This window comes from Priestia sp. D3YE.R1 (genome assembly GCF_049199565.1).
GTDB classification, from domain to species: domain Bacteria; phylum Bacillota; class Bacilli; order Bacillales; family Bacillaceae_H; genus Priestia; species Priestia aryabhattai.
On sequence record NZ_JBLTHW010000006.1, the window covers coordinates 73,602 to 98,220 of the forward strand.

Sequence of the window (24,619 nt, forward strand, 5' to 3'; positions counted from 1 at the left end):
TACCTCCTCACCGTTTTGTTCTCTTGTCGTCACCATCATCGTATGTATAGACAACAAAAGGCGTACATTAAAAGAAAAAAGTTTAACAAAATGGTAAAAAGGGTATGTGCAGAGAATAGTATCAAAAAAGACAGAGGTTATCTTATGATTAAAATTGTAGCTAAAACCAAAGAAGGATCTATTAAAGAGATAGAAATGAATGAGATCCGTTCAAGCCATGACTTTCAATGGTATTGGGTTGATTTTTACAATCCCACCGAGGAAGAAAAAAAGCAGCTTGAACAATTTAATTTTCATCCTTTAGCAGTTGAGGACTGTTTGAATCAAGGTCAGCGAGCTAAATTTGAGTTGTATGATGAGCATTATTTTTTAGTCTATTATGCACTTCATAAAGAAGAGCTTGAGCACTTAGAAGTATCTGCGTTTGTAGGAGATAACTTTTTAGTCACTTACCATATGGATAAGCTAACGAGCGTGGCTAGGGTGTGGGAGCTTATCAAAAAAGATCCTGAGGCTACCGAAGATGGAACATGGGATATCATGTATGAACTCTTAGATCATACCGTTGATGAATATTTCCCTGTGCTTTATAAATTTGAAGATCACATAGATGATATTGAAGACAATGCAAAAGACGAACCTATGGATGAATTAATGAGGCAGCTTTATGACATCCGAAGTGATTTGTCACGAATGCGCCGCATTTTAAACCCCATGAGAGATTTAATGTATCGTATTATGTCAACTAATGCGTTAAAAGCAAAAGAGCAGGTTCGCTATTTTAATGATATTTATGACCACCTATTAAATATGATTGAAATTATGCAGGCAAGCAGGGATTTGTCAAATGATATTAGAGAAAGCTTTATGTCGATTAATTCGGATCGTATGAATTCAATCATGTTTACGCTAACGCTTATGTCAGCTATTTTCTTACCGTTGACGTTTATTGCTGGCCTCTATGGCATGAACTTTTCATATATGCCGGAACTGACGGGAAAATATAACTATTTTATTGTACTGGGCATTATGATTGGGCTTGTAGGCGTAATGGTCTTTGCCTTTTATAAAATGGGATGGTTCAAATACAGAAAAGGACCTAAACTATAAAGTAGATTGTTAACCTTCCTGTATAAATGTTAATCAACTCAGTAAAAATGAAATTAAATAAGCGAAGATCTTATCTGGCTCTAGATAAGATCTTTTTCTTGTGCTATAAACAAGAAAAGCAGGGAAGCGAGGGAAGAATGTGAAACAGGGAAGAATGGGGCTGCGAAGCATCACGGTGTTGCTTGTATGCATGGTGGTGATTCTATCGCTATTGTTGACGGATTTATTAGTTAGCAGTTCAATTGGAAAAAATATTCGAGATCAACAGGCTGAAAAAGCTCGGACTATTGCTACAATTATTTCAGAATCAACGAACGTGAAAGAAGGACTAGAGACAAAAACACCTCAGTCAATTCAGGAGTTTACTAAACGAATTCGTAAAAAATCAAGCGTCTTGTTTATCGTTGTTATAGATATGAATGGAATTCGCCAATCTCACCCAGATCCTAAAAAGATAGGAAAGAGGTTTGCCGGAGGCGATGAGCAAAAATCATTGCACGGGAAATCTTATGTATCTGTATCAAAAGGAACGCTTGATAAATCTCTGCGCGCTTTTGCACCCATCTATAATGAGAAAAATCAACAAATTGGCGCAGTAGCTGTGGGGATTTCTTTGAATAATGTAAATGAAGCCATTAGAGATGGGCATCGTCGAATTGTTTTAGGTTCATTAATTGGTTTACTTGTAGGCGTTCTTGGTGCTATTTTATTAGCGAATTACATAAAGAAAATTTTATTTGGCTTGGAACCTTCTGAAATTGCTAAAATTCTAGAAGAGAGAAGCACTATGCTGCAGTCGGTTCGTGAAGGAGTGATAGCTGTTGATAAAGAAGGTAATATTACACTTGCTAATCGTTCTGCACGCCGCTTATTTGTTAAAGCAGGATTAGCACCAGAGCCAATCGGTTTGTCTATTCGAGAGTATATGCCCACCTCCAGATTGGACGACGTTTTGTCTACGGGGGAATCCCATTATGATGAAGAGCAAGTCATAAATGGAGTAGCCATTGTAGTTAATAGGGTTCCGCTAGTGGTAAACGAAGAGATTGTAGGGGCACTTTCTACGTTTCGGGATAAAACAGAAGTTAATATCTTAGCAGAACAGCTAACAGGTGTTAAAATGTATGTGGAAGCGCTTCGAGCACAATCGCATGAATTTATGAATAAACTTCATGTGATTTTAGGAATGGTGCAGATGAATTATTATGATGAGCTAAAAACGTATATTCATCAGCTTGTTAATCACCGTGTCGATGAATCTAGTTCAGTGACTAAATCTATTAAAGATCATGCGTTGGCAGGGTTTCTAATGGGCAAAATGAGTTATGCTAGAGAGGAAAGCGTAGAACTGACGTTTTCCGCTGATGAAGTTATTCCAGAACCTTCAGATCCACACGTTACTCATCATCTCATTACCGTTATTGGAAATTTAATTGATAATGCAATTGATTCAGTTTGTCATCAAGCCTCTAAAAAAGTGTCCGTTATGCTTGTGTATAAAAACAATAAACTTACGATTCAAGTCACGGATACAGGCTGCGGCATTCCTTCCGATACAATGAATCAGATTTTCAAAAAAGGCTTTTCTACAAAAGGAACGAGCAGAGGGTTTGGGCTGCATTTAGTGAAGCAAACGATTGATGAACTAGGTGGCCAAATCGTCATTGACTCATTTATAAATAGCGGTACCACATTCTATATTGATATTCCGTACGAAACAAGGAGAGATCAAGTTGATTAAAGTATTAATTGTTGAAGATGACCCAATGGTTGCTCAGTTTAATCAAAAGTACATTGAAGAGATAGAGGGGTTTACAGTAGTCGCTGTTGCTCATTCGGGTCATGAAGCCTTAGTGAAGGTAAATGAACATCAAGTTGATTTAGTGCTGCTTGATATCTTTATGCCTGGGCAAAACGGTTTGAGAGTTTTACAAGAGATTCGAACAAAACAAGAGGAAATAGACGTCATTTTTATCACCGCTGCTTCGGATGCCCAAACGATTCAGCAAGCTTTACGCTACGGAGCGATTGATTATTTGATTAAGCCTTTTACATTTGAACGCTTTTATCAAGCACTTTCGGCTTACAAACAAACATTTCGTACGTTAAAACAGCAACCTCAGCTTAATCAACAGGAATTAGACGGGCTGCTGTCTAATAAAAAAATAAAAGAAGCTCCGGTAGAGCCGTTGCCTAAGGGTCTAACGACAGGAACATTAGAAGTCATCGTAGAAGCCATTGTGCATCTTAAAGATTATCCTTTTTCAACCGATGATGTGGCTGAAAAAACGGGAATTTCAAGAGTGTCTATTCGGAAATATTTAAAATTTCTAACAGATATAGGTCTTCTTGGAGAAAGAATGACTTACGGCACAATAGGACGTCCTGTGTATGCGTACTTATACAATGAACAAAACCGTCACTTGCTGCATCACTACCTCGTTGATTTTGAAAAATAAAAAGATCGATCTGTCATAGAAGTACGCTGCTATTTTGTCGGTGTGAGAATATTTTACTGTAGAGTGCCAGTGCTTTAAGTGGTATGGTTGGTAATAACAGAGTAAAAAAACAAGTCGTTTGACTGAAAAGAGGTGGTTTCTTGATTGAAAGCATAGAACGCTTGACTAAACTACTGTTATCAGGGAATCAAGATGAAGCTTGGAATATTGTGTGGAAAAAAAGACAGCAGGGTTTCGACACATTTTATATTTTTCAGCAATTCATTTCAGTATCAATGGCTCAAATCGGTATGATGTGGGAAGAAGATGAAATTTCAGTGGCTGATGAACATTTAGCTACTACTACCTGTGACTATGTTTTGTCACGCTATCAATTGTGTATAAGACAAGAAGTTATTAAAAATGAAAAAAAAGGTCTGTTTTTGTGTATAGAAAATGAACAGCATTTTTTAGGTTTAAAAATGATTGCCATTCTCTTTGAGGAGCACGGATGGCAGACGAAACTTTTAGGAGCAGATTCTCCGCTTTTACATGCAACGCACGCTGTTGAACAATGGAAACCTGATTTAGTAGGAATCTCGTTCAGTTTAACTCATCATATAGAAAAAGCAAACGAATATATAGAAGGATTACAAAAGACCAAACATCAGCCGCTTATTTTAGTTGGAGGCCGAGTAGTTTCAAACTATAAGTTTCCTCTTGTTCAAACGAATCAAGTTCGATTTATTGCACAGCTAGAGGAGTTGAAAGAACTTTTTCATTATCAATCAATTAGGGGGATTAAGGTTGTCGACTATTAAATATGCTCCGCTTCCTGTTTTTATTATGGATGAGGAAATGAATATTCTAGCGCAATCTGATGAAGCAGCCGCTTTATTCGGAGAGGTTCAACATTTTTTAGAAATTGTTGACGAAGATAGTCAGAACAAAGCTAGAAAACGATTAGGGAAGAAGGAAAAAATAAAAACAGAATTAGTCATGCATTCGCGTAAAGCTAAGATGTCTCTTTATACAGTGAATTGCAAATGGGAGCAAGATAAGGCGCATGTAATATGTGTAGAGGAAGATTCTCAAATTAGAATTCTCTCAGAAAAAATCGAACAACATACAGCGCGTTTATCTGAAACTGACTTAGAACTGCTGCTGCAAAAAGAGCGATTAGAAAAGGCCATGAACCGAGTTATAGAGCTGTCGGGACCGTTTATTCATTTATCGAATAACATGGTGCTTATACCTCTGTTTGGCGATTTATTTGAGGAAGTCATCATGAAAAATGAACATCGGCTGCTCAGACAAATAGATGAGGAAACGGTTGATCGAGTTATCATTGACTTTAATGGAATAGGTCAAATTGATGAACGAGGTGTTGCAGCCCTAGAACATTTAATATGGGAATTTCAGCTAATGGGCGTACAGATTTATTTAACAGGTGTGACACCCGATCATAGTCAATGGCTTCACCAGTATCATTTTCAAGCAAATGTAAAATCTATTAGTAACCTAGGTCAGGCCATTCATCAATTTTTTACAACGGCATGAAATGGCTACAAAAAGTGAACACTTCATATAAAGGCAATAAGACAGGGGATCAATACTGATAAACAGGTGATTAAAATTTGGTGAAACACGCGCGTAAAGTAGCTTTAAGAATTTCAATTATATATATCATTATTGGCGCTGTATGGATCTTGATATCTGATAATATATCTAGAACATTAGCGCAAGGTCGTTTTGAAGTATATATTTTTTTTCAACAATACAAAGGTTGGTTTTTTATTTTAGCTACGGGGATTATTTTGTATGGGTTGGTATATAGGAGAGCTTATAAACTAGTGGAGTCCCAGCAAGAGCTTGTAGTGAAAGAACATGAACTTCAAACGAGCAATCAGCACTATCAATCTTTGTTCAAACACAATCCTGATGGCGTTTTTGAAATAAGTAAAACGGGTGAAGTTCTTCTTGCTAATCCAGAAGGTGAAGCAATCGTAGGATACTCCAGTGAAGAATTGCAAAAGATGAAACCTTCAGCTCTTATCGCAGCTGAAGAGTTTGATATGTGTAAAGAGTATTTTAAAGAAGTGCTAAATGGTAAAGGTGCTAAGTTCGAAATGAATGTTATCAATAGAAAGCGAGAAAGACGGTTGCTTAGGTGTTCTTTGCTTCCCATTATCGTTCATAAGCAGGTAGTAGGTGTATTTATGATTGCACGCGATATTACTACATACCGTCAAGATGAAGAGCTTATGATAACCTCGGAAAAAATGTCGGTTATTGGCCAAATGGCAGGTGCCGTAGCACATGAAATTAGAAACCCGCTTACTTCTTTAAAAGGTTTTGTACAGGTTATGCAAGCCTCTAAGGAAACAAATGACACATATTTAGATATCATGATGTCTGAAATCGACCGCATCAACTTAATCTCCAGTGAAATGCTCATTCTTGGAAAAAAGCAGCATGTATCTTTTGAAAAGACCAATTTATGCGAGATTTTAAAGCAAGTTATTACGCTAATGGAAGCGCAGGCCAATTTAAATAATGTTTCTATTTTATTGAAAGAAACAGCCAAAAGACCTATTTATGTTTCGGCTGATGCAAATCAGTTGAAACAAGTGTTCATCAATGTGATCAAAAACGGTGTAGAAGCTATTATTGAGAAAGGTCATATTACAATAACAGTTGAAGAAAAAGATACACGAGCATTGATTCACTTTGAAGACAATGGAATCGGAATGAGCCAAGAGAGGATTGAACAAGTAGGGACGCCGTTTTATTCTACAAAAGAAGCTGGCACCGGCTTAGGGCTGGCCGTGTGTTACAAAATCATGGAGCGTCATCAAGGTACCATGCATTTTAAAAGCGGTAAAGGAAAAGGGACAACGGTTACTATTGATATGCCAATTATAGAACGAAACAGCCGCTTCTCGTAGTTCAGAGAGGCGGCTGTTTTCTTGAAAAAGAGGAAGTAAGCAGCTGAGCCCTTTGCGTCCGGATCCATATAGGGCATAAAACCTCCTTCTTATACAAGTTTTCGTCCATAATAAAGAGGATCATATTGTTTTCTATAGAAGCAATAGTGTATCATAGTTGAAGCTATGTATATTGATGTAGAAAAGTTAAGGCCACAACCGATTTTTCTACTGACGGATTGACGGGGTCCCTTGGGATAAGGAAGGTTTATTTATAAATAGAAATTAAGGTCAGTATTAACGCACATGGCCACTGATACATTCGTTTAATTGAAATGAAAAAAATCGTTTATAATATCGAGAAAAGCATGGAAAAGGAGATAGATATGGGCCAGTTTATAGAGACTTTACAGCCTTTTTTACAAGAGGCGTGGAAAAAAGCAGGGTTCAATGAGCCTACTGCCATTCAAACGAAAGCTATTTCAGAGATTTTAGCTAATAAAGATGTAATAGGAGAATCCCCAACGGGAACAGGAAAGACACTGGCATATTTGTTGCCTGTCTTACATCGCATTCAGCCGGGACCATCTCATATTCAAGCGGTTATTTTAGCATCTTCCCATGAATTGGTTATGCAAATTCACGGTGAAATTCAAACTTGGTCACAGGGAAGCGGTATTTCAAGCGCTGCGTTTATTGGCGGAGCAAATATGAAACGGCAATTAGAAAAACTCAAAAAACGTCCTAATATCATTGTTGGTACGCCAGGACGTTTGAACGAATTAATTAAAATGAAGAAATTAAAAATGCACGAAGTCAAAACAATTGTGATTGATGAAGCGGATCAATTGTTTGTACCTGAGCATGTTCAAACGGTTCAACAGATTGTAAAAATGGCGTTAAGTGATCGTCAAATCCTAGTCTTCTCAGCTACTGTATCAGAACGTACCAAATCGCTGGCGAAAGACATGATGAACCACCCTCTTGAAATAGAGGTAGGAAGAGATGAACTCCCAGCTTCGAAGGTAGAGCATGTATACATTAAAAGTGAAGCTAGAGATAAAGTGGACGTGCTTAGAAAACTAGTTCGTCAAGAACAAATGAAAGCTTTAGCCTTTTTTAAAGGGATCGATACTCTGATCGAGTTTGAAGAAAAATTAACATTTAAGCGTGTAGAAGCAGGCTCTTTACACAGTGAAACGAAAAAAGAAGATCGTGCTACGACGATTAAAGGGTTTCGAAAAGGAGATTTCCCTGTCTTATTAGCAACGGATGTCGCAGCTAGAGGATTGGACATTAAGGGATTGACGCATGTAATTCACATCGATGTTCCTCAAGATGCAGATCAATACGTACATCGCTCAGGTAGAACAGGAAGATCGGGAGCAGAAGGTACAGTCATTTCTCTTGTCACTGAACGAGAAGAGCGAAACTTAAAACAAATCGCACGTGAACTTCAACTTACATTAGCGAAAAAAGAGCTTTATATGGGCGAAATCGTCGATGAAGGAACAAAAGAGCAGTCTCGTACAGCTAAAAAACCTTCAAAAAAGCCATTTAACAAGAAAAAGAAACAAAAAGGTCGAATGTAAACTAGGTATTCTGCCTTTTTACAACAGCAGTGTCACAACCTAAAAAGCAACGTCTACTGCTTTATTACAGCAGCCTGGCGTTGTTTATTTTCTCTATTTCACCTGTATAAATAAGTAAAAAAAGAGAAATGTAGATATTTTTTCCTAGGTATGAAAATAGTTTGAATGATGGATTTTGTTTTTTGTAACCTTATTTTAACATTACTTTAAGAGACTTCTAATAAAAGAGGAAGAAGGACGTGGGGACATTTTATGGATGCAATTGATGATCTCTTTGACGACATAGAGCGAAGAAGAAAAAGCAAAGAATATAGTCGAGATGCAGATCAATTAGAATCATATTTACATGAAGTTCAACGTATCATGGAATTTCTTGAAGAAGGTATCTATCTGTTTCAAAATTCGCACCAACAATATGCGTCAGATTGGTCAGGGCGTTCTAAGAGCTCATATGAGGATATTTATAATGATATTACGCAATCCACTTTTCATCTGTACGACGTAAGGGATGAATTGTTTCAAACTTTACGCTTAGAAATTTCACGATTAAGAGAGTTAGCATCGGCGTAATAAATAACATTATCGACTCACTCCTTTAGAAAGTGAGTCTTTCCGTATAGGCTTAAAAATGTTTGGATGATGACTGAAGGCTTACAAGAGATAGGGGGACGGACATACATGGAGATAAAAGTAAATCCAGAAGTGCTGCAGACATTTGCAGAGCGAATTCAGCAGTCTCATTCACAGACCGCTGATGCACTTCAAAAACTAAGCTGGGAAGCTACAAATCTACATTTCTTGTCTGTTGCAGATATTGATAAAGTGCTGGACTTGCAGGAAGAGTTACAGCATATGATTCGCAAACTTGATTCGCTAACGGAAAATGCACATTTATTAGTAAAAGACACTGCAGAGCAAATGAGAAAAGCAGATGGAGAGCTAGAAGGCTCTTCAGGCTGGACGGAGTTTTGGTCGAGCGTATGGAGTGATGGGAGCGCCCATTCACAAGATACGTGGAATGACATAAAGAACTTAAAAGAATGGAATACGTATGACAATATGCATAGAACGATTGAAAAACCTCTAGGTACTCTTAATGTTATGTGGAATTCGCTTTCTATGTCTTGGGAAGAAAAAGTAGTGAATGGTTCTACATGCAGTCGAACGGAATTTTTTACTTATGGCGTTATTCAAATGGGATTGGGCATTTTAAGTCAGGAGATGAATTCTTCAAACATTATGTTTAGTGACAGCACAGAGGAAGTGAAGAGAGAATGAATGAAGTATATGATGGCGCTGGAAGTGAAATGCTACAGTTCCTTACAGGGTTGTCTCAGCAATGAAGTATACATTTAACTTATTAGAAAAATCGTTAATTGAAGCAATGAAAGATAATAAAAAAATTGCTCAATTTTATAAAACTTTAATGAATAGCAATTTATGGCTAGTTGTTAGCTCAGAGCATGTAGCATCAGATATATTAATTGCAGACCACTACGTTCAGACGATGAAAAGTGCGGCGTATCGATATTTACCTGTTTTTTCGTCAAAATATCCGATTGAACAGATGCTAAAAGATGAAAAGACCGTATGCGTATCATTTAAGGATATGCTGCCTGTATTAAATGAAGAAATAGCGATATTACTTAATCCTGACACGCCTCTCTCAAAATTATTCATCCCGGAAGAAATAAGAATGTTAAAAGAAGATCAAAATTATTTTAAGCAGTAGCCAAGGCGATAACAAGCGCATATGCTTTTTCCAAGCATGTCTGAATCTTAAATAAATAGGATATATATAGGCAGGGCCTTAAACAGGCTGCTGCTTTTTTATTACTGGTAAATAGTTCTATAGATAATGAGAAGAAATGTAATTTAATAGTCTTATAGTTTTTATTTTCCTTTAAATAGGTACCTATAGATCAGATGGAAAAGGTTTAAATGAGAACAAAATCTTGGTTGTTCAGGTTTTATTTGCATTTTTTAGGGGTATTTGTAGATACATATTCTCATTTTTGGAGGCTTTTGCAAGTAACCTTTGACCTTATCACTAGAGTTTCTTACAATAATAGTAAATATATAAACCGAAGGAGAGATATGTATGTCAGGAATTATTCGCGTAACACCAGCAGAGCTTCGCGACATGGCAGGTCGCTATACTAACGAAAGCGGTCAAGTTCAAGAATTAGTAAGCCGTCTTGATACAATGAAAAATCAACTTCAAGATATGTGGGAAGGTGCTTCAAGCGAAGCGTTTGCTGCTCAATACGAAGAATTAAAACCTTCTTTCGTTGAAATGTCTAACCTACTTACAAAAATCGCTAAGCAATTAGACGACTCTGCAAATGTTCTTGAAGATACAGATAACCAAATCGCTAGCCAAATCCGCGGTTAACTTCATCTAATAATCTAAGTGAAGTAATAAAAGGAGCGCCCCATTCTCAAAAGATGAAGGCGCTTTTTCTATGTTTTGAGGTGATGAAACCCTATGTATATAGAAGTAACAGTAGACTTAAAGCACTATACAGGTGATCGGTTCGATTTGCGACTATCAAACTATCATTCAATCAAAAAAGTAGTCGAGATCGTTTGGCAAGCTAAAAAGATTACTCAATCACCAAAGGACGGTGCGTGGATACGTATTTCAAATAAAAATCTTATTTTCTCGGGAAATGAGACGATGATTAACTGCGGAATTACCACAGGTGATTGTATCGAAATTCTCTAAAGGAGTCTATTAGAATGTCAGAGAAGAAACCGACTTACTTAGAAGAACAGCTCGAAGCTGTAATGACACGTCATAGTAATGAGTATACGTTTGTTTTTCAAAAAGAAAAAATTAGACTTGATCGTTCTATTGAAATTGAAATGTTAAAGGATGTAAACACGGCTTTTCAAAAAGAAATCATGATGAGCGATGATGAACTTAAAATAACAATTAAGCCTACCTCTGAATTTCAACCTTTTACAGCATTAAGGGGAAAAGAAGAACAGCAAAAGTGGCTGTTTGCAGATCAGCTTATCAAAAAGGTAAAGCAGCATTCTTTTTCAAGGCTGCATTTGTTGATTTGTCCAGAAAATATCATTTTTGATAAAAGTTTAGGTTCTGCTTTTTTACATTATGGAGTGAAAGAAAGTTTACCTCCTTATGAGCCTAACGAGGAACAAAGCTTTCAGGAGTTAAAGGCTACGATAGCAGCGGCCGTTGACTCATCGCATACATTTGAACAGTACTTTAAGTTATACGAGACCTTGCAATTAAAAGAAGACGCTAAAAAAATAATGCATATCAGCAATGAGGAAGAGTTGAGTCAATTTGTTCAGCATAAGCTAACCCAAATTGAAAAACATCAAAAGACACTTGTTCAACTTCCTCAAAAGCGCTGGACCATTTTTAAGTTTTCGTCTGTCGGTATACTTGTCTTATTAATTCCAGCTCTTATTTATACTTTTTATTCTTACTTTTTTGCTCAGCCGAAACAAGAAGCATTTGTAGAAAGCAACGAATACTTTCTTGAAAAAAACTACAGCAAAGTAGTCGATACACTTGAAGATTACGATATCGAAAGCATGCCTAAAATTGTGCAATACGAAATAGCAACTTCCTATCTTGTTAATGAAAAGTTAGGAGAGGAGCAAAAAGCAAATGCTTTAAAGACTATTACGCTTCAGTCAGATCCTCAGTACTTTGCCTATTGGTTTTACATTGGCCGAGGAGACAACAAAAAAGCGCTAGAAGTTAGCAGGTTGTTAGAAGAACGCTCGTTAATTATTTATGCACTAATGAAATACGAAGGTCAGCTAAAGACAGACAACGATTTAGCGGCTGATAAAAAGCAAGAAGAGCTTGATAAAGTAGCGAATGAACTTGAAGAATTTAAGAAGGAAAATGATCAGCAAGAAGCGGAAGCAGCCAAGCAGCAAGAAGAGAAACAGACTGAGGAAGCACAGGCGGCCAAGCAGCAGGAAGAAGAACAGAAAGCTGCAGAAGCCGAGAAGAAGAAACAAGAAGAGCAGAAAAAACAGCAGGAAGATCAATCGAAGTAGGGAGGTAGTTGTATGAATATGCTTTGGATAGTTAGTGGGCAAACGTATCAGCAGCTGCCTATAGATTTTAAAACCTTTCGCCAAGCAACGGTTGGAAACACTCAGCATCAAACGTTTACTTTTTCCTATCCGTTTGAGAAAGGGCAAATGACGCTGTCATCTGAAAAGAACGGCCGGCTCTTGATTTCCTACGGAGAAGAAAGGATAGCAGAGCTATCTGTTTCTGAGTCGTTTGTATGGCGAGAACAAGGACAGGCTTTAACCTTTGCCCTTACAGAGACGGCTGTTAAAGAAGCTGTCTATTATATTGATTACGGATCAGAAGTCTCGTTTTCCACAAGTGATGAAGCAGCTGATGTGTATCAGCAGAAAGAAAAGTATGTAGTAGAGCCAAAAGAAGGATTTTACTTATCAAAGATAAACGGGAAGTGGAAGGTCTTTTATAACCAAGAACGGCTTTATCTTAATGGACACCGAATAGAAGAGAATAGGAACCTTCAGCCCGGAGATCTTATTTTATGGTCTTCTATGACGATTCAATTGATCGAAAAAGATTTGCTGAAGATTCAAAGCTACTATGATTATGCATCTAAGCTTCCAGCTACGGCACAACCTATTTCTGAAATGAAAAAGAAGTACCCGGTTTATAGACGGACACCGCGCATGATATATGATTTGCCTAATGATAAGGTCAGCTTGTCCTTTCCGTCTCAAGACAATGATGAAAATAACCGAAGCTTATGGCTTACCATTTTACCGCCATTAGTCATGCTTTTAGTCATGGGTACGGTATCGATTATTCAGCCCAGGGGAATTTTTATTATTATATCTGTCATGATGTTTACGACCACGCTGATTGTATCTACCGTTCAATATTTCAAAGATAAAAAACAGCGCAAGAAGCGTCAAGAGCGCCGTCGTCGAATTTATACAAAGTACTTAGAAAACAAGCGCGAGGAATTACAAGAACTAGCATCAGTTCAACGAGATGTATTATCTTATCATTGTCCTACGTTTGAACGAATGAAATATTTAACAGAACAGATTTCCGATCGAATTTGGGAACGAACTGTGGAAAGCAGTGATTTCTTACAGGTGCGTCTTGGAAAAGGAACAGTTCCTGGAAGCTATCAAATTTCTTTAAATAGCGGAGATATGGCTAATCGAGAAATTGATGATTTGCTTGAGCAGTCTCAGCACATGGAAAAGGTCTATCGAGAAGTCAAAAATGCCCCTGTTACCGCTCATTTAGGTTTAGGCTCTATCGGTCTGGTAGGAAAGATGAAAACGGTGAAGAATGAACTGCATCAGCTTGTAGGACAGCTGGCATTCTCCCACAGTTATCATGATGTGAGATTCGTATTCATTTTTGATGAAGAAGAATATCAAGAGTGGGAATGGATGAAATGGCTTCCTCATTTTCAGCTGCCCCATTCTTTTGCGAAAGGTTTCATTTATAATGAACAAACGAGAGATCAGCTTTTATCTTCTATTTATGAAATGCTGAGAGAACGCGACTTGGATGAAGCAAAAGGGGAAGGGATTTTCTTGCCGCACTTTGTTTTTATTATTACGAATCAGCAGTTAATTGCGGATCACGTTATCTTAGAGTATTTAGAAGGGTATCACCCTCATCTTGGGTTCTCTACAATATTTGCGGCAGAGACGAAAGAAAGCTTAACGGAGCATGTTCACACACTCGTTCGTTATATTAACGAATCCGAGGGGGATATATTAATTCAAAAGCAAAAAGCTGTGAATATTCCATTTCAGCTTGATAAACACACGCTTGATTATAATGAAAGATTTGCAAGGATGCTGCGGACATTGGATCACCAAGTTGGCATGACCAACTCAATTCCAAATAGCGTTTCATTCTTAGAATTATTTAAAGCAAGAGAAATTGGTGAGCTGGATATCGTGCAAAGGTGGCACAGCAATGAATCAGCTAAGTCGCTAGCCGTTCCAATTGGTTTAAAAGGAAAAGAAGATATTGTGGAACTAAATCTTCACGAAAAAGCTCACGGCCCTCATGGATTACTTGCAGGTACGACGGGGTCAGGGAAAAGTGAATTTTTACAAACGTACATTCTTTCTCTAGCGGTGAATTTCCACCCCCATGAAGTCGCATTTTTACTGATTGACTATAAAGGGGGAGGAATGGCTCAGCCGTTTAAAAACATGCCTCACCTGCTTGGAACCATTACAAATATTGAAGGAAGTAAGAATTTTAGTACAAGAGCCTTAGCTTCTATTAAAAGTGAATTAAAGCGACGCCAACGCTTGTTTGATAGATATGAAGTCAATCATATTAATGATTATACAGATTTATATAAGCAAGGTATGGCAGAAGAACCTCTGCCTCACTTATTCTTAATCTCGGATGAATTTGCTGAGTTAAAAAGTGAAGAACCAGAGTTCATTCGCGAATTAGTCAGCGCGGCGCGAATTGGACGCAGTCTAGGCGTTCATTTAATTTTAGCAACACAAAAGCCAGGCGGTGTTATTGACGATCAAATTTGGAGTAATGCGCGCTTTAAAGTAGCGTTAAAAGTCCAAGATGCCGCTGATAGTAAAGAAATCTTAAAAAATGCAGACGCTGCTTCTATTACGGTGACGGGTCGAGGCTATCTGCAGGTTGGAAATAATGAAGTGTATGAACTGTTTCAGTCAGCTTGGAGCGGCGCGCCGTACATGGAAGATACGTATGGAGCTGAAGATGAAGTAGCCATTGTAACGGATCTCGGGTTGATTCCTTTATCTGATGTATCTACTCAGCAGACGTCATCTAAACAAGCGGAAGCAGAAATTGATGTTGTGGTGCAAAAAATCGAACAAACGCAGCGGGAACTAGGTATCAAAAAATTAAATAGTCCATGGCTGCCCCCTCTTAAAGAGAGATTGCTTCGCAGTGAGTACAAAGAGAAGCGAGACGGCGTATTCCCAATTGGCTTGATTGATGAACCTGAAAAGCAAAGTCAAACGGTATATAACTATCAGCTGATGGACGATGGGAACATTGGTATATTTGGTTCGTCAGGATATGGTAAATCGTTTACAGTCATGATGTTGCTTCTTAGTCTAGCTGAAAGACAGAGCCCGGAGCAGCTTCATTATTACATTTTTGACTTTGGAAACGGTACGCTGCTGCCGCTTCGTCAGCTGCCTCATACGGCAGACTATTTCTTAATGGATCAAATGCGTAAAATCGAAAAATTCATGACGATTATCAAACAAGAAATCGCAAGGCGAAAGCAGTTATTTCAACAGCAGGAAGTTAGCAATATCAAAATGTATAATGCTCTAAGTTCAGAAGAGCTTCCTCTAATTTTCATCACAATTGATAATTTTGATCTGGTCAAAGAAGAAATGCAAGATCTAGAAATGCAGTTCACACAGCTTGTGCGTGACGGCCAGTCTTTAGGAATTTATATGATCTTTACCGCGACGCGCGTGAATTCTATTCGTCAGTCACTTATGAATAACTTGAAAACGAAAGTGGTTCATTATTTAATGGATCATTCAGAAGCGTATTCTATTTTAGGACGTACGCCGTATGCGCTAGAGTCTATTCCAGGCCGGGCTATTATCAAAACGGATCAACCTTATTTTGCTCAGCTGTTTTTACCTGCGGAAGGAAAAGATGATTTTGAAATTTTTGATGCAGTTAAGCTGCACATTCAACGATTAAAGAATCAATATGCTGATGCTATTCTTCCGGAGCCGGTGCCAATGCTATCATCGAAACTTGTACTTGCCGAGTTTATGACGGACAGAAGAGTTATTCGGGAAAAAGGAGTTATTCCTCTTGGGTTAGATGAAGAGTTTGTTCGACCGGTGCATATGAACTTTACGAAAAATAAGCATTGCATCGTCATGGGGCAGACGCAAAAAGGAAAGACAAATGTAGTGAAAGTCATACTGCAAACAGCGCTTGAACAAGGTGTGAAGCAAATCGGACTATTTGATTCGGTTGACCGTGGTTTATCAAGCTATGCAGCTGAAGAGCAAGTTGTTTACATGGAAACAAAAGAACAAATCGTCGACTGGCTTGACCTAACCGAAGAACGATTGCAGCGACGTGAAAATAAGTATTTGGAAGCAGTGCAGGAAGGAACAGTACACAGCCTTTCATTTGCCCCGATCATGCTTGTAGTAGACGGATTTGTACGATTCCAGCAAAACTTAGACAGCGTCTTGCAGGATCGCATTACAAAATTGATGAAAAATTATAGCCACCTGGGCTTTAACTTGATTGTTGCAGGGAACAACAATGAGTTTTCAAAAGGATTTGACGCGTTAACAACAGAAGTGAAGCAAATTGGCCAAGCCGTGTTGTTGATGAAGAAAACAGAGCAAAGCTTATTTACGCTTCCTTATGACCGAAAAGAAGCCGACGTTAATCCTGGCTTCGGTTATTATATTAAAAGTGGAAAAGAAACAAGAATTCAAATCCCGCTATGTGTAAGTGAAAGGAAGATCTTAACATGACCGAACAGCGTAAGTATACACTTAAAGTCATATTAGCTGTTGTTTTAATTTTGGCTCTTCCTTCTTTCTTTTTCCAGTATATTGGAGACAACCCGCTGCAAGTCACAGAAAACTCAACAAGAACGATTGCGGTTGTTAACGAAGATAATGGAGTAAAAGAAAACAGTGAAAAAGCGATAGAATTTGGAGAAAAAGTGACTCCTCTTTTACAGGAGGGGTCGGATTATCAATGGACCGTGCTTGGACGAAGCGCAGCTACAAGCGGTTTACAGAATGGGAAATATGATGCGGTTATCTATATTCCCTCGACTTTCTCACAAAATATTTTATCGTATCAGGAAAAAAAGCCAGAAAAAGCCACTTTGGAATACAAAGTTCAAAGTCAGCTTAACGCAGTTAATAAGGAAAAAGTAGTAGGGGAATTAGAAGATGCTACTACAAAGGTTAATAATGAAATGTCCTCTTTGTACTGGAGTTATGTATCACAGGAAGTAGATAAGGTACGCGGACAGTTCGATAAAATTCTAAATAAAGAAATCGCCTTTCAAAAAACAATGGTCGCTTTTTATAAACCGAATTCAAAAGATTTAGCAGGTGAATTAAATGATCAAAAGAAAATTCTTCAGCAAATCCAAGATAATGTAAATAAAGCAGAAAAAGGTTCTAGCGATAGACAAGGCGACGTAGAACAGGTTGAAAAGAATTTAAACAGCTTCATTGAATATGTAGATCAATATCAAACATATCAAGAAACACAAAAACAAATGCTTGAAAAAACGCAGGCTCAAAGCGTCGCTGCGATTCAACAAGGGTTGTCTTCCCTTGAATCTAATCAGCCAAGCTCTAAGCAAAATTTTAATGAGCAGGCCAATCAAGTGTTTAGTGGCTTATCTTCCATTCAACAGCAGCTGGATGAAAATCAAAAAGCCGTTGGAGAACTTGGAGATCAACAAGCGGATAACGTCAGTGAACAAGAAAAAGCTCTGCAAGATTTGAACGGCCAAATAGTCAGTTCATACAAACAGCAGTCTGAGCAAACAACCCTAAACCAAATTGAAAGTAAGCTAAAGCCGCTTCGTGCGCAGCTAGAGACAGCTTCATCAAATGAGGGTGGCGGAGACTCAACGAATCCAGGAGAAAGTGATGGAACTCAGCCAGACCCTAATCAAGGCGGAGAGGCGCCAACGGACCCTGGGAAAGGTGACGGAACTCAGCCAGATCCTAATCAAGGTGGAGAGACGCCGACGGATCCTGGAGAAGATGATGGAACTCAGCCAGATTCCGGTCAAGGCGAAGGAACGTCAGAACCAATTCAAGTGGATTTATCTCAGCAAACAGCAAAGCTTGATGATATATCAAAAGGGCTTGAAGACTTAGAACAGCAGCTCCAAGGAATGGTAAATGAAACACCTGAAGCGCCTGAGACACCTGAAGCGCCTGAGACACCTGAAGCGCCTGAGACACCTGAAGCGCCTAAGACACCTGAGGGACCAGAAACGCCAGAAACGACTGAAACACCGGACACATCAGGTACATCCAATGCTGTGAAAAGTGCGCTTGAAAAAGTAGCTAATCTGAAAACACAGGTACAGGCAGTCAAAGATGAGCTGCAAAATGTAACCGTTCAGCCTGAAACTTCAGGAGAAAATACGGATGCGCTGAAGCAGAAAATTGCCAGCTTGGAAGCAGACGTTGAGTCTTTGACAGCACAGAAAAACAAAGCAGAGAAAGACTTAGAAGAAGCAACCAAGTCGTCGAGCAGTCAAATTGCTAAGCTTCAAGAAGAAAATGAACGATTAAAAAAAGAGAATGAAAAGTTGAAAGAAGGCGGCAAAAAGCCTTCTAAAGGTAGTGTGGATGTAGAGAATCTCATTACGATGATTACAAACAAAGAAGATAAAATCTTATCTTCTCCAAATCTTTCAGCTTCTCGAAAGGAAAAGCTGAGCAATACATTCTCAGGTAAGATTAAAACCAGCAGTGCAGAAGATCTGCTAAAGTACTACGGTGATTTATCGCAGTATGATTTGACTTTAGCTCAAGTAGGAAATACAGACATACAGAACAGCGTCCTTAACAATGACTCTATTAAAGGAAGTTTGCAGCAGGCGTTAGCTGGAACCGTCTCTTCTCAAGACCCGCGTAAGCAAATCCAACAAAACCTGTCTTTAACAAAAGAAGAGTTAGCACAGTTTCAAAGTTCAGTGCAAGATTTTGCTGATCAATATGGACAAACAGTTGATGCTGAACAAGCATCTATTATGGAAGAGCTATCAGCTATTCAAGAAAAAGCAAATGTAATGAATCAAGAGCTTCAATCTAGCGCAGGTGAAGATCAAGTATTAGAAAAGAAAGAAGCTCCGGACGTAACAGGCTTAATGACGCTGCAGCAAAGCATGGGTCAAGAGTTGAAGGGAATGAACGAACTCATTTCATCTTTAGGTGAAAGACAAGCTAATGTTGTCACATACACAGATGAATTGCAGAAGCGTGTAAATGAAGTCCAGGATAAAGCTGACACGCTTAACAGCAAATGGGCCCAAAACGTGGATTCAACGAAATTGGTACGCGGCCAGGTATACCGTTTGTTAAATAATACATTAGTAGATGGACAGAATAATGATTACGTTTATCATTATTTAGCGAATCCTCTTCAAGTAAGCGGTGAAGTGCCGGCTGAAAAAGTAAAAGAGGTTCCACCGGTTGTCATTTTGGTTATTATCTTAATCAGCAGCTTACTAATTGGCTATTTCAGTCAATACTATCGACATGCACCTATGCTTGTAAAAGGTACGCTGTTTGGATTATTGAATTTGATTGTAGGGTTAATGGTAAGTATCTTTAGCCTTAATATTTATTCGTTATCGGGAGACAGGGCAATGGAATGGTCAATCTTTACGATTGTCTTATTGCTTGCTTCATCTACACTCGTACGTATTGCTTTCTTATTAGGAAGCTTCGCTGGATGGGTGACGACAGTAGGGTTGATTTTATTTTATATTACCCCGCTTCTTAACTTATCTATGCCAAACTTTAATTACGAAGATCCAGTATCTAAAGTATATATGTCCATTCAATATGATACGCAGTCTCTGTTTGGACAGGCGCTTATTGTATTACTGGGGATGACTGCTGTTTTAAGCGTTCTGCCATCTATTATTCGTGCTTTAAAGACGACTAAAGAGGTTGAAAATGATGAAACCTATAGTGCTTAATAGGAAGATTGGAAGTATTGTTCTTATTTTTTCACTTCTTTGTTTTCCCATAGCAGCATCGGCTGAAGCCGATGACGGAAACGTTGAAGAGATTAAACCAAATGTATATAAAGATGATCCGATTAACTTGGACCCCGAATCTTTGCTAGAAAATAAAAAAGAAGTAGGAAATATTCCGGAGGAAATAAAGGATCTTACATTTGAAAAAGAGGAAGATGCAGAGAAAGAGAGCTTAAAAGAAAGTCTTTTTGCGAACGCATCAGCTGAAGATAATACGATTTCTGCGAAAGCAAAAGAATATAACTTGTTTTCTTCTAAAAACACTTCCTACAAGAAAGATCGGACAGAACAAACTGCTTCTGAAAAGTCATCAGACCTACAATGGTTTTATTTATTATTGATTGGTGTGGGGGTTGTTGTATTATTTGCGGTTTTAATACCGCGCATTAGCCCTCAGCCTTCTGTGAAAAAATGAAAAAACCTCGCTGTTAATCAACAGCGAGGTTTTTTGGTATAGACGTAAATTTATAGGCGGCGGAAGCCTTCTTCAAACAAATAATCTTCTGCTTCTTCGTAAGATAGAAATGCTGCCTCTAAATTCAAGCCAGAATAAATATTCCACAGGTCATCTTCATGAACAAGTAAAAGCGTTGCATTATCTGGGCCGTTCCAGCGCTGTTCATTTCCATTCCCTACAATAGCTTCTTCTCTAGCTGTATCAGGAAGGGTAGACAAAGATTCAATAGAAGCTTCAATAATTGAGCGAAGCTCTTCTTCCGTATAATCACGGATATTCACAAGACCTTTGTCATTTGTTTCATATCCTTTTAAAAACCCTGCATATACAAATCCATTTCCGTTAGGATGCAGATGATGCACAACAACCGTTTTATCGTACACGCTTTCTTCATAATGAAAATTCACGCGTCCTAAAGATACATCTTTTCGATGCAGCTCTGGAAACGCTGAAATAATAGCTAATTTTTCGTCAAAACTAAGCATAGACAATCCTCATTTCTATTTAAATCATTTCATTTTCTGAAATGGTATAAGCTCTTTTACGATTCGGTTGATTATACCATATATAAAGAAAGACACATAATGCTTTTTCCAGTGTGGACTTTTAAAAATATAATCCTTCGCATAAAGTGGCCGGCACTGTAAAGAAGAACACATCTTTTTCACTATAAAACTTAACAAAAAACAGGCAGGGAATTCACAGTGAAAAAATAATATAAAGAGGTGGAAGGAAACGAGTTTTCAAACCTATCATTAGGAGGAATAAAAAAGTGAGATTATATGCTCTGTGTAAAAAAACATGGGTAATGTCCCTGCTTGTTTTTGCTCTTGCAGTGAGCTTAACTCCTGTTAGTCAAGCAGCCGCATCTTTATCTGTGTCACAAGCTCTTGAAAATCAAAACAACAGTGTACAAGCTGTTAAAGGATATGTAGTAGGTCAACCTACAGGCACATCTACAGTTATTACGAGCAATTACCCAAACGATTATGCACTTGCTCTTGCTGACAGTGCAAATGAAACCAATACAGACAAGATGGTGTACGTTCAAATTCCTTCAAATTTGCGAAGTACATTTGGACTTCAAAGTCACTCAGAGTTAAAAGGGAAAAGTCTTACTGTTACGGGCACACTCACTTCTTATTTTTCACACCCAGGAATAAAATCGGTTACTTCTATTAGTACAGAAACAGGAGGAACTGATCCGACGCCAGATCCCACAGAGCCAACCGTTCCAGCAGAAGACTATTATCGTACCGCAGCTGGAAAAACAGGAAATACCTTAAAGACAGAGCTTCATAACATTATTGATCATCACACAGAACTGTCTTATTCAGCCGTATGGGAAGCTTTAAAGAAAACGGATGAAGATCCAGCTAACGCAAATAACGTTATTTTGCTCTACACGGGGCGTTCACAGGCTAAGAGTACAAATGGAGGCGGAGTGGACGATTGGAATCGTGAGCACGTCTGGGCAAAGTCTCACGGGGATTTTGGAACAGCTATGGGACCTGGAACAGATCTTCATCATTTACGTCCAACCGATGTGTCTGTAAATGGCACGAGAGGAAACTTAGATTTTGATAACGGAGGGACGGAACATAGCGAAGCACTCGGAAATTATTTTGACAGTGATTCATGGGAACCTCGAGATGAAGTAAAAGGTGATGTGGCTCGTATGCTGTTTTATATGGCCGTGCGCTATGAAGGCGATGTAAGTGATGAGCCTGACTTAGAACTTAATAACGCAGTGAATAATGGCACTGCTCCTTATCATGGGAAATTATCTGTGCTTCTTCAATGGAACGCCCAAGACCCAGTAGATGATCGAGAACGACGCAGAAATGATATTATTTATTCAGACTATCAGCATAACCGCAATCCATTTATTGATCACCCTGAATGGGTAAACGAGATTTGGAACTAATAAAGAAGGCGTCCTGGCAGGGCGTCTTTTTTTATAAAAGAAAAAGGAAAAAACCAAGATCCGCCGAATACCTATAGGTGATTTTGAAAAATGGAGGGAAGATATGAAACAGCTATGTAAAAAAGGGTTGGCTTTCGTTTTGATGTTTATTTTTGTTAACGCTTTCATTTTGAATCCAATTAACGGAGCAGCTGCCGTAGATGGAAAATCAATGAATCCGGGTTACAAAACCTACTTAATGGCGCCTTTAAAAAAGGTAACAGACTATACAACATGGGAAGCGTTTGAGAACGATTTACGCAAAGCAAAACAAAATGGATTTTATGCAGTGACAGTAGACTTCTGGTGGGGAGATATGGAGAAAAACGGGGACCAGCAGTTTGATTTTTCCTATGCGCAGCGCTTCGCTCAAGCTGCTCGTAATGCAGGTATAAAGATCGTTCCTATTATTTCTACTCATCAGTGCGGCGGTAATGTTGGAGATGATTGTAACGTTCCGCTTCCGTCTTGGGTATGGAACTTAAAAAGTGATGACAGCCTTTACTTTAAATCTGAAACAGGTACGATAAATAAAGAAACGCTAAGCCCGCTTGCAACTGACGTTATTTCTAAACAATACGGAGAGCTCTATACGGCATTTGCGCAAGCGTTAGCACCTTATAAAGACGTGATTGCTAAAATCTATTTATCCGGAGGCCCTGCAGGTGAAATTCGTTATCCATCCTATACAGCAGCAGACGGAACCGGCTATCCGTCTAGAGGGAAATTTCAAGTGTATACGAACTTCGCCAAAAGCAAGTTTCAATCATATGCTTTGACTAAATACGGTTCACTCGCCGGCGTTAATCAGGCATGGGGAACCAATTTAACCTCTGCATCGCAAATTTTACCGCCATCAGATGGCTATCAGTTCTTAAAAGATGGTTATTCAACAGCTTATGGAAAAGATTTCTTAGCATGGTATCAAGGTGCTTTGGAAGATCACACAAAACGTATTGGACAGTTAGCTCATCAGGCTTTTGATGCCACCTTTAACGTACCAATCGGTGCAAAAGTGGCGGGAATTCATTGGCAGTACAATAATCCGACGATTCCTCATGCTGCAGAAAAACCTGCTGGATATAATGATTACAGTGCGCTTTTAGACGCGTTTAAAACAGCTAAATTAGATATAACGTTTACGTGCTTAGAAATGACGGACAGCGGAAATTATCCGGAATATTCTATGCCAAAGACGCTTGTACGCCAAGTAGCAGGTATTGCGGATGCAAAAGGAATTGTTTTAAACGGAGAAAATGCTTTAACTATAGGCAGTGAAGATCAATATAAAAAAGCAGCTGAAATGGCCTTTAACTATAATTTTGCAGGATTTACTTTGCTTCGTTTCTACGATGTTATTAACAATGATACGCTGATGGGGCAATTTAAAAATACGCTGGGCGTTACACCAGTTGCGCAAACGGTTGTAGTAAAAAATGCGCCAACTGCGGTAGGAGAAACGGTTTATATTGTTGGAGACAGAGCTGAGCTAGGTCAGTGGGATACGTCCATTTATCCAATTAAATTAACATACAATTCATCTACAGCCGATTGGAGAGGCACCGTTTATTTTCCTGCCAGTCAAAGTGTTCAATTTAAAGCAATCGTGAAGAGAGCTGATGGATCGTTAAAAGCATGGCAGCCTGCACAGCAATATTGGAGCGTGCCGTCGGCAACAACGACTTATACGGATAATTGGTAAAACAAAGCCGCATAGCAAATGCTATGCGGCTTTGTTTTGAACATAAAAATTATTTCCAATTCGTTTGAATAAATTCATCCCGGCCGGACTTAGCGCGGTCTTCTTTATAGTGCTTTGGATTTTTCTTGTGGAAATCTTGGTGATACTCTTCCGCTTCATAAAACGTAGAGGCAGGAAGAATGCTTGTCACGATTGGTTTTTTAAAACGTCCGCTTTCTGCGACCTCTAGCTTTGTTTCTTCAGCTGCTTGTTTTTGGCTGTCATTATGGTAAAAAATTGCTGTTCGATACTGCGAGCCGCGATCTTGAAATTGACCTTCATCATCTGTTGGATCGATTTGCGGCCAATAAAGATCTAATAAACGTTTATAGGGAAACACTTCAGGATCAAATGTGATTTGAACCACTTCGTAGTAACCGCTTGTGCCAGATTTCACTTGCTCATAAGTAGGGTTATCCACAGTTCCCCCCATATATCCTGATACAATGCCGTGAATACCTTCTAGCTCTTCAAAAGGCGTAACCATACACCAGAAACATCCACCTGCAAATGTAGCTTTTTCCATACGTAATCCCTCACTTACTCCGTTGTTATGAAGGGTATTATATCAAATT

Annotated in this window: 20 protein-coding genes; 18 read left to right on the forward strand and 2 right to left on the reverse strand. The window is 38.6% G+C overall.

Going from position 1 to position 24,619, the window contains the following annotated elements:
* Positions 1 to 144 precede the first annotated feature (144 nt).
* The 16 genes from corA (at position 145) to essA (ending at position 20,295) form a co-directional block, all read left to right on the forward strand.
* Positions 145 to 1,110, forward strand: a complete 966-nt coding sequence (corA, locus tag ACOZIR_RS24665; RefSeq protein ID WP_045292008.1) for a magnesium/cobalt transporter CorA — start codon at positions 145 to 147, stop codon at positions 1,108 to 1,110.
* 154 nt (positions 1,111 to 1,264) lie between these two features.
* A complete protein-coding gene (gene dcuS / locus ACOZIR_RS24670) occupies positions 1,265 to 2,851 on the forward strand; it encodes a DcuS/MalK family sensor histidine kinase (RefSeq protein WP_045292007.1) in 1,587 nt (528 codons plus the stop codon).
* Positions 2,844 to 3,569: a response regulator gene (locus tag ACOZIR_RS24675; RefSeq protein ID WP_045292006.1), complete on the forward strand. Its 726-nt coding sequence runs from the start codon at positions 2,844 to 2,846 to the stop codon at positions 3,567 to 3,569. The genes dcuS and ACOZIR_RS24675 overlap by 8 nt, the downstream gene beginning before the upstream one ends.
* A 140-nt stretch (positions 3,570 to 3,709) precedes the next feature.
* Positions 3,710 to 4,369, forward strand: a complete 660-nt coding sequence (locus tag ACOZIR_RS24680) for a cobalamin B12-binding domain-containing protein (RefSeq protein WP_045292005.1) — start codon at positions 3,710 to 3,712, stop codon at positions 4,367 to 4,369.
* Entirely contained in the window at positions 4,356 to 5,108 is a 753-nt protein-coding gene (locus ACOZIR_RS24685; protein WP_045292004.1) for an STAS domain-containing protein, read from the forward strand. Before ACOZIR_RS24680 ends, ACOZIR_RS24685 begins: the two co-directional genes overlap by 14 nt.
* A gap of 80 nt (positions 5,109 to 5,188) precedes the next feature.
* On the forward strand, positions 5,189 to 6,496 hold the full coding sequence (locus tag ACOZIR_RS24690) for an ATP-binding protein (protein WP_237758439.1): 1,308 nt from the start codon (positions 5,189 to 5,191) through the stop codon (positions 6,494 to 6,496).
* Between the two features lie 365 nt (positions 6,497 to 6,861).
* Positions 6,862 to 8,067 (forward strand): DEAD/DEAH box helicase, encoded by a 1,206-nt coding sequence (locus ACOZIR_RS24695; protein WP_045292002.1) that lies wholly within the window; start codon positions 6,862 to 6,864, stop codon positions 8,065 to 8,067.
* A gap of 252 nt (positions 8,068 to 8,319) precedes the next feature.
* Complete coding sequence (locus tag ACOZIR_RS24700; RefSeq protein WP_013055102.1) at positions 8,320 to 8,637, forward strand: hypothetical protein; 318 nt, start codon at positions 8,320 to 8,322, stop codon at positions 8,635 to 8,637.
* 108 nt (positions 8,638 to 8,745) lie between these two features.
* The gene (locus tag ACOZIR_RS24705; protein WP_045292001.1) at positions 8,746 to 9,345 is read left to right on the forward strand and encodes a WXG100 family type VII secretion target; all 600 of its coding nucleotides are present in this window, start codon (positions 8,746 to 8,748) and stop codon (positions 9,343 to 9,345) included.
* A gap of 61 nt (positions 9,346 to 9,406) precedes the next feature.
* Positions 9,407 to 9,799: an SseB family protein gene (locus ACOZIR_RS24710; protein ID WP_045292000.1), complete on the forward strand. Its 393-nt coding sequence runs from the start codon at positions 9,407 to 9,409 to the stop codon at positions 9,797 to 9,799.
* 369 nt (positions 9,800 to 10,168) lie between these two features.
* Positions 10,169 to 10,462 (forward strand): WXG100 family type VII secretion target, encoded by a 294-nt coding sequence (locus ACOZIR_RS24715; RefSeq protein WP_013055105.1) that lies wholly within the window; start codon positions 10,169 to 10,171, stop codon positions 10,460 to 10,462.
* Positions 10,463 to 10,555: 93 nt separating this feature from the next.
* On the forward strand, positions 10,556 to 10,795 hold the full coding sequence (locus ACOZIR_RS24720; protein WP_045291999.1) for an EsaB/YukD family protein: 240 nt from the start codon (positions 10,556 to 10,558) through the stop codon (positions 10,793 to 10,795).
* A 14-nt stretch (positions 10,796 to 10,809) separates the two neighbouring features.
* A complete protein-coding gene (essB, locus tag ACOZIR_RS24725; protein WP_328120293.1) occupies positions 10,810 to 12,114 on the forward strand; it encodes a type VII secretion protein EssB in 1,305 nt (434 codons plus the stop codon).
* 12 nt (positions 12,115 to 12,126) lie between these two features.
* The gene (essC, locus tag ACOZIR_RS24730) at positions 12,127 to 16,605 is read left to right on the forward strand and encodes a type VII secretion protein EssC (protein WP_421536006.1); all 4,479 of its coding nucleotides are present in this window, start codon (positions 12,127 to 12,129) and stop codon (positions 16,603 to 16,605) included.
* A complete protein-coding gene (esaA, locus tag ACOZIR_RS24735; RefSeq protein ID WP_421536007.1) occupies positions 16,602 to 19,820 on the forward strand; it encodes a type VII secretion protein EsaA in 3,219 nt (1,072 codons plus the stop codon). The genes essC and esaA overlap by 4 nt, the downstream gene beginning before the upstream one ends.
* Positions 19,798 to 20,295 carry a type VII secretion protein EssA gene (essA, locus tag ACOZIR_RS24740; RefSeq protein ID WP_071278001.1) on the forward strand — a complete coding sequence of 166 codons (498 nt, stop codon included), beginning with the start codon at positions 19,798 to 19,800 and terminating at the stop codon, positions 20,293 to 20,295. The genes esaA and essA overlap by 23 nt, the downstream gene beginning before the upstream one ends.
* Positions 20,296 to 20,345: 50 nt before the next feature.
* Here essA and ACOZIR_RS24745 read toward each other — a convergent pair whose 3' ends face one another.
* Positions 20,346 to 20,822, reverse strand: a complete 477-nt coding sequence (locus tag ACOZIR_RS24745; RefSeq protein ID WP_045291994.1) for a hypothetical protein — start codon at positions 20,820 to 20,822, stop codon at positions 20,346 to 20,348.
* Between the two features lie 287 nt (positions 20,823 to 21,109).
* Between ACOZIR_RS24745 and ACOZIR_RS24750 the strand changes: the two genes are divergently transcribed.
* Complete coding sequence (locus ACOZIR_RS24750) at positions 21,110 to 22,264, forward strand: endonuclease (protein WP_340141628.1); 1,155 nt, start codon at positions 21,110 to 21,112, stop codon at positions 22,262 to 22,264.
* 103 nt (positions 22,265 to 22,367) lie between these two features.
* Positions 22,368 to 24,005: a family 14 glycosylhydrolase gene (locus ACOZIR_RS24755; protein ID WP_367049073.1), complete on the forward strand. Its 1,638-nt coding sequence runs from the start codon at positions 22,368 to 22,370 to the stop codon at positions 24,003 to 24,005.
* Positions 24,006 to 24,054: 49 nt separating this feature from the next.
* Here the strand turns inward: ACOZIR_RS24755 and msrA are convergent, their stop codons facing one another.
* Positions 24,055 to 24,570 carry a peptide-methionine (S)-S-oxide reductase MsrA gene (gene msrA / locus ACOZIR_RS24760; RefSeq protein WP_071277989.1) on the reverse strand — a complete coding sequence of 172 codons (516 nt, stop codon included), beginning with the start codon at positions 24,568 to 24,570 and terminating at the stop codon, positions 24,055 to 24,057.
* Positions 24,571 to 24,619: the final 49 nt, after the last annotated feature.

Coding starts and splice junctions, on each gene's coding strand:
- ACOZIR_RS24705 (WP_045292001.1), top strand. CDS start 8,746: ATGGAGATAAAAGTAAATCCAGAAGTGCTGCAGACATTTGCAGAGCGA.
- essC (WP_421536006.1), top strand. CDS start 12,127: ATGAATATGCTTTGGATAGTTAGTGGGCAAACGTATCAGCAGCTGCCT.
- esaA (WP_421536007.1), top strand. CDS start 16,602: ATGACCGAACAGCGTAAGTATACACTTAAAGTCATATTAGCTGTTGTT.
- ACOZIR_RS24755 (WP_367049073.1), top strand. CDS start 22,368: ATGAAACAGCTATGTAAAAAAGGGTTGGCTTTCGTTTTGATGTTTATT.
- essA (WP_071278001.1), top strand. CDS start 19,798: ATGATGAAACCTATAGTGCTTAATAGGAAGATTGGAAGTATTGTTCTT.
- dcuS (WP_045292007.1), top strand. CDS start 1,265: ATGGGGCTGCGAAGCATCACGGTGTTGCTTGTATGCATGGTGGTGATT.
- ACOZIR_RS24715 (WP_013055105.1), top strand. CDS start 10,169: ATGTCAGGAATTATTCGCGTAACACCAGCAGAGCTTCGCGACATGGCA.
- ACOZIR_RS24720 (WP_045291999.1), top strand. CDS start 10,556: ATGTATATAGAAGTAACAGTAGACTTAAAGCACTATACAGGTGATCGG.
- msrA (WP_071277989.1), bottom strand. CDS start 24,570: ATGGAAAAAGCTACATTTGCAGGTGGATGTTTCTGGTGTATGGTTACG.
- ACOZIR_RS24710 (WP_045292000.1), top strand. CDS start 9,407: ATGAAGTATACATTTAACTTATTAGAAAAATCGTTAATTGAAGCAATG.
- ACOZIR_RS24745 (WP_045291994.1), bottom strand. CDS start 20,822: ATGCTTAGTTTTGACGAAAAATTAGCTATTATTTCAGCGTTTCCAGAG.
- essB (WP_328120293.1), top strand. CDS start 10,810: ATGTCAGAGAAGAAACCGACTTACTTAGAAGAACAGCTCGAAGCTGTA.
- corA (WP_045292008.1), top strand. CDS start 145: ATGATTAAAATTGTAGCTAAAACCAAAGAAGGATCTATTAAAGAGATA.
- ACOZIR_RS24695 (WP_045292002.1), top strand. CDS start 6,862: ATGGGCCAGTTTATAGAGACTTTACAGCCTTTTTTACAAGAGGCGTGG.
- ACOZIR_RS24700 (WP_013055102.1), top strand. CDS start 8,320: ATGGATGCAATTGATGATCTCTTTGACGACATAGAGCGAAGAAGAAAA.